The organism is Cellulomonas taurus, assembly GCF_012931845.1.
GTDB lineage: Bacteria > Actinomycetota > Actinomycetes > Actinomycetales > Cellulomonadaceae > Cellulomonas > Cellulomonas taurus.
This window is the reverse complement of sequence record NZ_CP051884.1, coordinates 1,478,125-1,490,116: the sequence shown is the minus strand read 5'-3', so window position 1 is coordinate 1,490,116 and position 11,992 is coordinate 1,478,125. Positions and strand designations below refer to the sequence as shown.

Here is an 11,992-nt window from a genome sequence, read left to right as displayed (position 1 = left end):
ACGATGCAGACGATTCCGGCCGGTACCCCGGCCGACGAGACACCGGTCGCCGGGGACGGCGACACGACCGACGAGTCCGTCCCGGTCGTTCCTCTCACCGAGCCGGCCGACGGCATCCCCCCGGTGATCGCGACGCCGGAGGCGCTGGCCGAGGTGGTCGCGGCTTTCGGTGCCGGGACCGGTCCGGTCGCGGTGGACGCCGAGCGTGCCTCCGGGTACCGCTACGGCCAGCACAACTACCTGGTGCAGCTGCGCCGGGAGGGCGCGGGCACCGCGCTGATCGACCCGGCGGCGCTGCCGGACCTGTCGGCGCTCTCCGACGCGCTGATCGGCGTCGAGTGGGTGTTCCACGCCGCTTCCCAGGACCTGCACCCGCTGGCGGAGCAGGGCATGAAGCCGAGCCGGATCTTCGACACCGAGCTCGGTGCCCGGCTGCTCGGCCTGGAGCGGGTCGGTCTGGCCGCGGTGGTCGCCGAACTGCTGGGCCTCGGACTGGCCAAGGAGCACTCGGCCGTCGACTGGTCCACCCGGCCGCTGCCCGAGCAGTGGCTGCGCTACGCCGCCCTGGACGTCGAGGTGCTGGTCGAGCTGCGGGAGGTGATGGCCGAACGTCTGGCCGTCGCCGGGAAGGCACAGTGGGCGGCCGAGGAGTTCGAGGCGGTCCGGCTCACCCCGCCGCCGGAACCCCGCATCGATCCGTGGCGCCGGGTGTCCGGGGTGCACGCGATCCGCGACCCGCGCCGACTGGCCGTGGTGCGCTCGCTCTGGCAGGCGCGCGACGACAACGCCCGGCAGCGGGACATCTCCCCCGGCCGGGTGCTGCCGGACGCCGCGATCCTCGCCGCCGCTCAGGCGCTGCCGCGCACGCTGCCGCAGCTGACCTCACTGCCGCAGTTCGCCGGGAAGGGCACCCGCCGCCGCGCGACGCTGTGGCAGCGCGCGATCGACGCCGCCCTCGCCCTGCCCGAGGACCAGCTGCCCCCAGCCCGCGGCCCGCGCTCGGACGGTCCCCCGCCGCCGCGCAGCTGGCCGGACCGCGACCCGGCCGCCGCCGCCCGGCTGGCCGCCGCCCGAGAGCTGGTGGCCGGTCTCTCGGAGCAGCACCACGTGCCGGTGGAGAACCTGCTGCAGCCCGACCTGCTGCGCCGGGTCTGCTGGTCCCCGCCGGCCCCCGCCGACGCGGAGTCGCTCGCCGAGCGGCTGCGAGAGGGTGGGGCGCGGGAGTGGCAGGTCGGGTTGATCGCCGAGCCACTGGCGGCCGCGTTCGCCGCCACCGCCTGACAGCCCGCCACCAGCGGGTTAGGGTCACCGACGACCGGACACCGTCGTCCAGGGAGACCGCATGCGCCACCTCCGTACCTCAGCCGACCCCGTGACCCACGATGCGGCCCCGCAGCCGCCCGAGGTGCTGGGATCGGCCGACACCGCCCGACTGGCCGAACTGCTGCCCAGTGGTTGCCCGGCCGACCTGCCCGCCGAGCCCGACCACCAGGTCGCACAGGTGTCGGTGGAGGAGGCGGCCACCCCGGCCGGACGGGTCGCGGTGATCACGCTGGACTCCCCGGACGGCAAGCGTCCGACCACCCTCGGCCCGCGCGGCCTGCTGGCGCTGTACGACGCGGTCCAGCAGGTCGCGGCCCGGGCGGAGCAGCTGGTCGCGGTGGCGGTGACCGGGCGGCCCGGCTGCTTCGTGGCGGGCGCCGACCTGACCGTGGCGCGTCGGCTGCGGGACACCGCGGATGCCCGGGCGCTGGCCGAGCTGGGACATGCCGCCCTGCGTCCGTTCGGCGAGCTGCCGGTGCCGACCGTGGCCTGGATCACCGGGCACGCCATCGGCGGCGGCCTGGAACTGGCACTGCACTGCGACCACCGGGTGGTCGTCGAGGGCGTCCGGTCGCTCGGGCTGCCGGAGGCGTCGCTGGGCATCGTGCCGGGCTGGGGCGGCACCTGGTTGCTGCCCCGCCTGGTCGGGCTGCCCGCCGCGATCGACCTCACCATCCAGCGCCCGGCGCAGAGCCGGCTCACCGACGCGGGAACCGCCGCCGCGATCGGGCTGGTGGATGCCTTGCTGCCCGCCGACGACTTCGCGATGCGTGCGATCGAGTGGACGCTGAGCCACACCGGTGCGCCGGACCGCGACCACTCCCCCCGCACCCCGGAGGCCGACGACGAGGCGACGGCACAGGCGGTGCGCGGATCGTTGGCGGCCCGGCTGCACGATGCGGCACCCGCCTACCCGCGCGTGCTGGACCTGCTCACCGCCACCGACGACCGGGACGCCCACTTCGTCGCCGAGGACGAGGCGCTGGCCGAGCTGCTGGTCTCCGACCAGGCACGGGCGTCGATGTACGCCTCCGACCTGATCGGCCGGGCCACCCGGGCCGGTGGACCGACCGACGCGCTGCCCCGGGAGATCCGCCGGGTGGGGATCGTGGGCGCCGGACTGATGGCCGCCCAGCTCGCGGTGCTGATCGGTGGTCGACTCGGTGTGCCGGTGGCCCTGCGCGAGGTGGACGAGGAGCGGGCGGCGGCGGGTCGGGAGCGGATCACCGGTCTGGTGTCCCAGCTCGCGGACAAGGGCCGGATCGACCCGGCGGTGGCCGACCTGCTCACCGTGGGCACCGACCTGGCGGCGCTGGCGGAGGCCGACCTGGTGATCGAGGCGGTCACCGAGGTCCTGGAGGTCAAGCGCCAGGTCTTCGCCGAGCTGGAGCGGGTGGTGCCGCCGACCACGATCCTGGCCACGAACACCTCCGCCCTGTCGGTCACGGCGATGGCCAGCGGCCTGGACCATCCGCGCCGGGTGGTCGGGCTGCACTTCTTCAATCCGGTGGACCGGATGCCGCTGGTGGAGGTGGTGGCGACCGCGACCGCCGACCCGGTGGCGGTGACCACCGCCGCGGATCTGGCCCGCCGGTGCGGCAAGACCGTGGTGCGCACCGCGGACGCGCCGGGCTTCGTGGTGAACCGGGTCCTGCTGCGGATGCTGTCCGACGTGCTGGCGTCGGTGCAGGACGGGGCGAGCGTGGAGGTCGCCGACCGTGCGCTGGACCCGCTGGGCCTGCCGATGAGCCCCTTCGCGCTGCTGGACCTGGTCGGACTCGGAGTCGGCGGCCACGTGCTCGCCAGCCTGCACCGCGATCTGGGCGACCGCTACCGACTCTCCCCCGGCCTGGACACGCTCACCGAGCAGGGTCGCGCGGTGTCCATGCCCGGACCGGTCGGCACCCGGGTGGTCGACCCGGCGATCCAGGAGGTCTTCGGCACTCCGGGCGACCTGGACGAGGCAGCGGTGCGGGAGCGGGTGCTGGCGGGGTTGGGTGAGGAGATCCGCCTGCTGCTGGCCGACCGGGTCGTAGCCGGGCCCGAGCAGGTCGACCTGGCGATGATCCTCGGTGCGGGCTGGCCGGCCCACCTCGGCGGGATCACCCCGTACCTGATCCGCACCGGGCACCTCGCGCTGTGAGGCTCCGGCACCACTGAGTCCGGCGGCGGCTCCGCCCGCGCGACGCGTTCAGCCGCACGAGGACGGCCCCGGCGATCACTGTCCGCCGGGGCCGTCCTCGTTGTCGGTAGGGATCTCAGAACACGGTCAGCCCGCGGGCACGGAACTGGCCGCGGACCCGCTCCACCAGCTCCGGGGACGGGGCACGGGTGTCGGCGAGCTCGTAGGTCATGCCGAGGGTGGCCCACTTGTCCTGGCCCATCTGGTGGAACGGCAGCACCTCCACCCGGCTCACCGTCGACAGGGTGGACACGTAGTCGGCGACCGCCTCGACGTTCTCCTCCGCGTCGGTCAGCCCGGGCACCAGCACGAACCGGATCCAGATCTCGGTGCCGCTGTCGGCGACCCGGCGGCCGAAGTCGAGGGTGGGCTGCAGCTCGCGGCCGGTGGTCTTCTTGTAGGTCTCCGGGATGCCAGACTTCACGTCCAGCAGCACCAGGTCGATGTCCGCCAGCATCGCGTCCGTGCAGTGCGCCCCCAGGTAGCCCGAGGTGTCGATGGCGGTGTGGATGCCCAGTTCCTTGGCCCCGCGCAGGATGTTGGCGACGAAGGCGGGCTGCATCAGCGGCTCGCCGCCGGAGATGGTGAGTCCGCCGCCGGTCACCTCGAAGACCTTGGTGTACCGACCGATCCGGTTCAGCAGCTCGGTGGCGCTGATCGGCTCACCCCGGCGCATCTCCATCGTGTCGGGGTTGTGGCAGTAGAGGCAGCGCAGCGGGCAGCCGGACAGGAAGGTGGTCATCCGGGTGCCGGGACCGTCGACCGCGGTCACCAGCTCCCAGCTGTGCAGCGAGCCGAGCTCACCGGCTCGCATCGCCGACAGCTTCTCCGACCGGTCGGCGTCGGTGGTGGTCATCCCCGCGGTGCCGGCGCTGGACCGGGTGTGCGATCCGCCGATCACCGGCACGCCCAGGTCGATCACCGGGGCGCCTGTCGTCTGGCTGCTCATTGCTCCAACTCCCTGATGTGGGCCGGGCCCGCCGAGGACCGGATCGGTCCTGCGGCGGGCCCGGCCGTCATGCCTGGTGGATCACAGACCGCCGTGGAACGTCCGGGAGAGCACGTCGAGCTGCTGCTCGCGGGTCAGCCGGACGAAGTTCACCGCGTAACCGGAGACCCGGATGGTGAGCTGCGGGTACTTCTCGGGGTGCTCCATGGCGTCCTCGAGGGTGTCCCGGTTCAGCACGTTCACGTTCAGGTGGTACCCGGACTGGACGTTGTAGGCGTCCATCAGGCCGACCAGGTTCGTGATCTGCTCCTCGCGCTCCCGGCCCAGACCCGAGGGCACCACGGTGCTGGTCAGCGAGATGCCGTCCATCGCCTCGGAGTAGGGCAGCTTGGCCACCGACATCGCGGAGGCGAGCATGCCGTGCGTGTCGCGCCCGTTCATCGGGTTGGCACCCGGGGCGAAGGGCTCACCGCCGCGGCGACCGTCCGGGGTGTTCCCGGTGGCCTTGCCGTAGACCACGTTCGAGGTGATCGTCAGCACCGACTGGGTGTGCAGCGCGTTCCGGTAGGTCTTCTGTGCCCGGATCTTCTCCATGAAGGACCGCACGATGGCCACCGCGATCTCGTCCGCGCGGTCGTCGTCGTTGCCGTACTTCGGGAAGTCGCCCTCGATCACGTAGTCGGTGACCAGACCGTCCTCGTCCCGGACCGGGGTGACCTTCGCGTACTTGATCGCCGACAGCGAGTCCGCCACGACCGACAGACCGGCGATGCCGCAGGCCATGGTCCGCAGGATCTCCTTGTCGTGCAGGGCCATCTCGATGCGCTCGTAGGCGTACTTGTCGTGCATGTAGTGCACGCAGTTCAGCGCGTCGACGTAGGTCTCGGCCAGCCAGTCGAGCAGCTTGTCGTACTTGGCCGACACGTCGTCGAAGTCCAGCACGTCACCGGTGACCGGTGCGGAGACCGGGGCGACCTGCTTGCCGGAGACCTCGTCGCGGCCGCCGTTGATCGCGTAGAGCAGGGCCTTGGCGATGTTCACCCGGGCACCGAAGAACTGCATCTGCTTGCCCACCCGCATCGGGGACACGCAGCAGGCGATCGCCGCGTCGTCGCCCCAGGAGGTGCGGATCAGCTCGTCGGACTCGTACTGGATCGCCGAGGTGTCGATCGACACCTGGGCGCAGAACCGCTTGAAGCCGTCCGGCAGCCGGTTGCTCCACAGCACGGTCAGGTTCGGCTCCGGGGCCGGGCCGATGTTGTAGAGGGTCTGCAGGAAGCGGAACGAGGACTTGGTGACCAGCGGCCGACCGTCCTCACCGATACCGGCGATCGACTCGGTGACCCAGGTCGGGTCGCCGGAGAACAGCTCGTCGTACTCCGGGGTCCGCAGGAAGCGCACGATGCGCAGCTTGATGACGAAGTCGTCGATCAGCTCCTGGGCGAACTCCTCGGTGATGGTGCCGTTGTCGAGGTCGCGCTGCAGGTAGATGTCCAGGAAGGTCGAGGTCCGGCCCAGCGACATCGCCGCGCCGTTCTGCTCCTTCACCGCTGCCAGGTAACCGAAGTACAGCCACTGGATCGCCTCGCGGGCGGTGGTCGCCGGGCCGGAGATGTCGTAGCCGTAGGAGGCCGCCATCTGCTTCAGCTCGTTGAGCGCCTTGATCTGCTCGGAGTTCTCCTCGCGGTCGCGGATGACGTCCTCGACCGAGCGCTCCATGTCCAGCTCGTGGCGCTCCATCCGCTTGCCCTCGATCAGGGCGTCCACCCCGTACAGGGCGACCCGGCGGTAGTCACCGATGATCCGGCCACGGCCGTAGGCGTCCGGCAGGCCGGTGATGATGTGCGACGAGCGGGCGGCGCGGACGTTCGGGGGGTACACGTCGAAGACGCCGTCGTTGTGCGTCTTGCGGTACTCGCTGAAGATCTTGTCGACCTGCGGGTCCACGTCGTAGCCGTAGGTCTGCAGCGACTTGACGACCATCCGCCAGCCGCCGTTGGGGATCATGGCGCGCTTGAGCGGGGCATCGGTCTGCAGGCCGACGATCAGGTCCTTGCCCTCGGCGATGTAGCCGGGGCCGTGCGACGTGATCGTGCCGGGGACGTGGTTGTCGATGTCGTAGACACCCTTCGCGCGCTCCTCGGGGAACATCGCGGTCAGCGTCTGCCACACCTCGGTGGTGCGCTCGGTCGGTCCGGCGAGGAACGAGGAGTCACCGTTGTACGGGGTGTAGTTGCGCTGGATGAAGTCACGGACGTCGATGCCGTCGCACCAGGGGCCGGTGACGAACCCGTCCCAGGCGCCCGCGGTGGCGTCGGCGCCGGTCTGGGGTACTGCGGTGGTGGCCATGAGGAGCTCCCTCGCTTGGTTCTGGGTATTAGTGACGCTATTCACGAGGTCATGGGATGTCTTGGGACCTCTGTCCCGAACCGCCTGGATCGGACTGTGAGGGCGCTCACGGCGCACCCGTCGCGCCCCCTCCCCGAGGCCGCCCCACACCCCGCTCGGACCTCCACCTCCCCGGTCGGCCGCCGCCACGAGGTCGGCAGTTCGCGCCCGCGGTCGGCCACCGCCACGAGGTCGGCAGTCCGCGCCCGAGGTCGGCAGTCCGCGCCGAGGTCGGCAGTTCGCCGGGTCCGTCATGGTCGAAACGCACGACCTCGAACCAGGGGCGGGAGCAGGAGCAGGGGCAGGGCCGGGGGCAGAGGGAGGCGGATGGCGCGTGGGGCCGGGAGGCGGATGGCGCGGGGGCCGGGGTGGCTGGGGGCGCGGGGGCGCGACCGGGCGGTCGCGTCCGGGTCAGCGGCGCAGGGTCGCCGCGATCCGTGATGCGGTCAGGCCGGCGGCGTCGAGCACCTGGGCCCGGGTGCCGTGGGCCAGGAACTCGCGGGGCAGCCCGAAGCTGCGCACCGGCACCCCGTCGACCGCGAGCGCCACGCCCGCGCCGATCCCACCCGCACGCAGCCCGTCCTCGATCACCGCGACCTCGGCGTACTCCCCCGCCAGCCGCGCCAGGGCGTCCGGGACCGGCAGCACCCAGCGGGGGTCCACCACCGTGACGCCCCGGTCCAGCGACGCCGCGACCTCCAGGGCCATCGGTGCCATCGCCCCGACCGCGACGATCAGCACCGGGTCCGGGCCGTCGCGGTGCAGCAGGATGTCCAGACCGTCACGGACCGTCACGGCGGGCAGCGGCTCGGGCAGCGCGCCCTTGGGGTAGCGCAGCACCGTGGGCGCGTCGGCGACCTCGACCGCTTCGCGCAGGGCGCGGCGCAGGGTGTCCCCGTCCCGGGGCGCTGCCAGTCGCAGTCCGGGGACCAGGCTCAGCATCGCCAGGTCCCACATGCCGTGGTGAGTGGCTCCGTCGTCGCCGGTGACGCCCGCGCGGTCCAGCACGATCGTGACCCCCGCCCGGTGCAGGGCGGCGTCCATCAACAGTTGGTCGAAGGCCCGGTTGAGGAAGGTGGCGTAGAGGGCGACCACCGGGTGGAGTCCGGCGAAGGCCATCCCGGCCGCGGTGGTGAGTGCGTGCTGCTCGGCGATCCCGACGTCGACGATCCGGTCGGGGAACGCGTCGCCGAACGGCGCCAGGCCGACGGGTTGCCGCATCGCGGCGGTGATGGCGACCAGGTCCGGTCGCCGGTGACCCAGGGCGACGATCTCCTCGGCGAACACCCCGGTCCAGCCGAATCGGGACGGCACCACCGGCAGTCCGGTCTCCGGGTGGATCCGGCCGACGGCGTGGAATCGGTCGGCCGCGTCCTGTTCGGCGGGCGCGTAGCCGCGACCCTTCTCCGTCAGGGCGTGCACCACCACCGGGCCCCCGGCCGCCCGGGCGCCGCGGAACGCGACCTCCAGCTCGGCGAGGTCGTGTCCGTCCACCGGTCCGATGTAGCTCAGACCGAGTTCCTTGATGATCCCCTCGACGCCGCGGCGCATCATCCCGCCGACCGTGGGTGCGTACGAGCGGCCGTTGTCGTTGACCACCACGACCAGGCGTCGCGGGGTGCCGTCGGCGATGTTGTTCAGCGCCTCCCAGGCCATCCCGCCGGTCAGCGCGCCGTCGCCGATCACCGCGACCACCGTGCGGTCGCCCTCCCCCGCAAGCGCACGGGCGTGCGCGATCCCGTCCGCCCAGGACAGTGCGGTCGAGGCGTGCGAGTTCTCCACCACGTCGTGCGGGGACTCGGCACGGGACGGGTAGCCGGACAGTCCGTCGCGCTGGCGCAGCCGGTCGAAGTCCCGCCGTCCGGTGAGCAGCTTGTGCACGTAGGCCTGATGCCCGGTGTCGAAGACCAGGGTGTCCCGGGGCGAGTCGAACACCCGGTGCAGGGCGAGGGTCAGCTCGACCACCCCGAGGTTCGGCCCCAGGTGGCCGCCGGTGCGGGAGACCCGGTCGACCAGGAACTCCCGGATCTCACCGGCCAGGACGTCGAGCTCCGCCCCGCGCAGCGCGCGCAGGTCGGCGGGGCCGTCGATCCCGTCCAGCAGAGTCATGGCTGCACGGTAGGCGTCCGACCCCGGCATCGCCTGCCGACGCGCAGCACCCCGGGTAGACTTCGGCGGAAAGGGGAACACACCTATGCGCTTCCTGCCCGGGCACCAGCCCAGCTCCGACCTCACCTACGGCGACGTCTTCATGGTCCCGTCCCGGTCCGAGGTCGCCTCCCGCTTCGACGTGGACCTGTCGGCCGCCGACGGCACCGGCACCACCATCCCGATCGTGGTCGCGAACATGACCGCCGTCGCCGGACGCCGGATGGCCGAGACCGTGGCCCGGCGGGGTGGCATCGCCGTCATCCCGCAGGACGTCCCGGTGGAGGTGGTCGCGGATGTGATCGCCTCGGTGAAGGCCAAGCACACGGTGATCGAGTCGCCGGTGACGGTCTCCCCGCAGGACACCGTGCACACCGCGCTGACGCTGATCGGCAAGCGGTCGCACGGGGCGGCGGTCGTCGTGGACGGCAACCGCCCGGTCGGTGTGGTCACCCCCGCCGACTGCCAGAACGTGGACCAGTTCACCCAGGTCGCCGAGGTGATGACCCCGGACCCGACCACCGTCGAGCTGTCGGTGATCGAGTCCGGTGACCTGCAGGGCGCTTTCGAGCGGCTGCACGCCGCCCGCCGCAAGTTCTCCCCGGTGGTGAGCGACGGCGAGCTGGTCGGCGTGCTCACCCAGGTCGGTGCCCTGCGGTCGTCGATCTACCGCCCCGCCCTCGACGACCAGGGCCGCCTGCGGGTGGCTGCCGCGGTCGGGATCAACGGTGACGTGCGGGCCAAGGCCGCCGCGCTGCTGGACGCCGGGGTGGACGTGCTGGTGGTCGACACCGCCCACGGTCACCAGCGCAAGATGCTGGACGCCCTGGCCGCGGTGAAGTCGCTGGACCCGCAGGTGCCGATCGTCGCCGGGAACGTGGTCACCGCCGAGGGCACCCGGGACCTGATCGAGGCCGGTGCCGACATCGTCAAGGTCGGTGTCGGACCGGGCGCGATGTGCACCACCCGGATGATGACCGCCGTGGGCCGACCGCAGTTCTCCGCCGTGCTGGAGTGCGCCGCCGAGGCCCGTCGCCTGGGCAAGCACGTCTGGGCCGACGGCGGGGTGCGACACCCCCGCGACGTGGCGCTGGCACTGGCGGCCGGTGCCTCGCAGGTGATGGTCGGCTCCTGGTTCGCCGGGACCCACGAATCGCCGGGCGACCTGCACGAGGACGGGTCGGGGCGGCTCTACAAGGAGTCGTTCGGCATGGCGTCGGCCCGCGCGGTCGCCGCCCGCACCCGCGGTGGTTCCGCCTTCGACCGGGCGCGCAAGTCCCTGTACGAGGAGGGCATCAGCTCCTCCCGGATGTACCTGGACCCGAAGCTGCCCGGTGTGGAGGACCTGCTGGACCGGATCACCTCCGGGGTGCGGTCCTCCTGCACCTACGTCGGGGCGACCTCCCTGGAGGAATTCCACGACCGCGCGGTGGTCGGCATCCAGTCCGCCGCCGGGTACGACGAGGGACGGCCGCTGCCCGACGGGTGGTGAGGGACCGGGCTAGGGTCACGGTGTGTCTCAGCCGCGCCCTGTCCTCGTCCTCACGCACGCCGCGCACGAGGGTCCGGGTCTGATCGCCCGGGCCCTCGACGGTCTGGTGTTGACCACCCGCACCGTGGTGGACGACCCGTCGCCCAGTCTGCCCCGGGTCGCCGACCTGGCCGGACTGGTCGTGATGGGCGGTCCACAGGACGCCGACGACGACCTCGGCCATCCCGGGCTCGCCACTGAACGACGCCTGCTGGCCGAGGCGGTGGACGCGGATGTCCCGGTGCTCGGGGTGTGCCTGGGCATGCAGCTGCTCGCGATGGCGCTGGGTGCGCCGCTGCACCGGCGGCACGGCACCCAGATCGGCTTCGGGGAGATCGAGGTGGTCGGCGCCGACCCGGTGCTGGCCGCCGCCGGGCCGCGACCCACGGTGCTGCACTGGCACACCGATGCCGTCGACCTGCCGGAGGGCGCCACCCTGCTGGCCCGGGACGAGGTGACGCCGGTGCAGGCGTTCCGGGCCGGGTCGGCGGTGGGCCTGCAGTTCCACCTGGAGGTCGAGCCCACGCTGCTGGACCTGTGGTTGGAGACTCCGGTGATGGTCGCCGACCTGGAGCCGGAGGAGGTGGCGGCGGTCCGGCTCGGGTCGCGCCAGCACCTGGCAGCGCTGCGTCCGGCCGCCGACCTGGGCTTCGCCGCGTTCGCGAGGGATGTCGCTCTGGGCGCGTTCGCCGACCGGGCACGGGAGCGGGCGTGACGGGCAGCGCCGCGCTGGACGATCTGCTCGCGCTCTGCTCCCGCCGACCGATCTGGTCCGCCGATCCGACCGGTGCCTTCGCCGCTGGGACCTCGATCCGGCGCTCCGCCGTGCTGGTGCTGTTCGGCGTCCTCGATGCCCGCCTCGCCGACACCGCCGCCCCCGCAGTCGCCGCCGACCTGGACGTGCTGCTCACCCGACGATCGCGCACCGTCAGCCACCATCCCGGTCAGGTCGCGTTCCCCGGCGGCGGCATCGACCCGGAGGACGCCGGGCCCGAGGCAGCCGCTCTGCGGGAGAGCTGCGAGGAGGCCGGCGTCGACCCGACCGGGGTTCGGGTGCTCGGCACGCTGCCCGATCTGCCCGTCACCGCCTCGCACAACCTGGTCACCCCGGTGCTCGGCTGGTGGGACCGTCCGCACCGGGTCGCGGCCAGCGATCCGGCCGAGACCGTCGAGGTGTTCCGCGCACCGGTCGCCGACCTGATCGACCCGGCGCACCGGGTCACCGCTGTCCTGCACCACGGCGGGCACGAGTACCGTGGTCCGGCGTTCCAGGTGGAACGCGGGATCGTGGTCTGGGGTTTCACCGCATTCGTGCTCGACCGGATCCTGGACGCGGCGGGCTGGGCGGTCCCGTGGGACCACGACCGGACGATCCCGGCGCCGCGCTGAGACGCCGAGCGCTCAGCGCCCCGGGACCGATCGGTGCCCCGACGACCCGACGACCCGACCCGTGAAGACGACGAGGAGACCC

General features: G+C 72.7%; 8 protein-coding genes. 5 read left to right on the top strand and 3 right to left on the bottom strand.

Going from position 1 to position 11,992, the window contains the following annotated elements; genetic code table 11:
- Positions 1-3 precede the first annotated feature (3 nt).
- Positions 4-1,281 carry an HRDC domain-containing protein gene (locus HGK68_RS06880; RefSeq protein WP_169165300.1) on the top strand — a complete coding sequence of 426 codons (1,278 nt, stop codon included), beginning with the start codon at positions 4-6 and terminating at the stop codon, positions 1,279-1,281.
- A 61-nt stretch (positions 1,282-1,342) separates the two neighbouring features.
- Positions 1,343-3,466, top strand: a complete 2,124-nt coding sequence (locus HGK68_RS06875) for a 3-hydroxyacyl-CoA dehydrogenase NAD-binding domain-containing protein (protein ID WP_169165299.1) — start codon at positions 1,343-1,345, stop codon at positions 3,464-3,466.
- A gap of 115 nt (positions 3,467-3,581) precedes the next feature.
- On the opposite strand, the gene pflA is transcribed toward HGK68_RS06875, so the two are convergent.
- From pflA to HGK68_RS06860, 3 genes are all read right to left on the bottom strand, one after another.
- Positions 3,582-4,454 (bottom strand): pyruvate formate-lyase-activating protein, encoded by an 873-nt coding sequence (gene pflA, locus HGK68_RS06870; protein WP_169165298.1) that lies wholly within the window; start codon positions 4,452-4,454, stop codon positions 3,582-3,584.
- Positions 4,455-4,535: 81 nt separating this feature from the next.
- The gene (pflB, locus tag HGK68_RS06865) at positions 4,536-6,803 is read right to left on the bottom strand and encodes a formate C-acetyltransferase (protein ID WP_169165297.1); all 2,268 of its coding nucleotides are present in this window, start codon (positions 6,801-6,803) and stop codon (positions 4,536-4,538) included.
- Positions 6,804-7,253: 450 nt separating this feature from the next.
- A complete protein-coding gene (locus HGK68_RS06860) occupies positions 7,254-8,951 on the bottom strand; it encodes a 1-deoxy-D-xylulose-5-phosphate synthase (RefSeq protein ID WP_169165296.1) in 1,698 nt (565 codons plus the stop codon).
- 85 nt (positions 8,952-9,036) lie between these two features.
- Here HGK68_RS06860 and HGK68_RS06855 point away from each other — a divergent pair, with 85 nt between their 5' ends.
- Genes HGK68_RS06855 through HGK68_RS06845 form a run of 3 tightly spaced genes read left to right on the top strand, consistent with a single transcriptional unit; the run spans position 9,037 to position 11,910 of the window.
- Positions 9,037-10,482, top strand: a complete 1,446-nt coding sequence (locus HGK68_RS06855) for a GuaB1 family IMP dehydrogenase-related protein (protein WP_169165295.1) — start codon at positions 9,037-9,039, stop codon at positions 10,480-10,482.
- A 22-nt stretch (positions 10,483-10,504) separates the two neighbouring features.
- Entirely contained in the window at positions 10,505-11,236 is a 732-nt protein-coding gene (locus HGK68_RS16245) for a type 1 glutamine amidotransferase (RefSeq protein ID WP_169165294.1), read from the top strand.
- The gene (locus HGK68_RS06845) at positions 11,233-11,910 is read left to right on the top strand and encodes an NUDIX hydrolase (RefSeq protein WP_343037057.1); all 678 of its coding nucleotides are present in this window, start codon (positions 11,233-11,235) and stop codon (positions 11,908-11,910) included. The genes HGK68_RS16245 and HGK68_RS06845 overlap by 4 nt, the downstream gene beginning before the upstream one ends.
- The last annotated feature ends 82 nt before the right edge of the window (positions 11,911-11,992 follow it).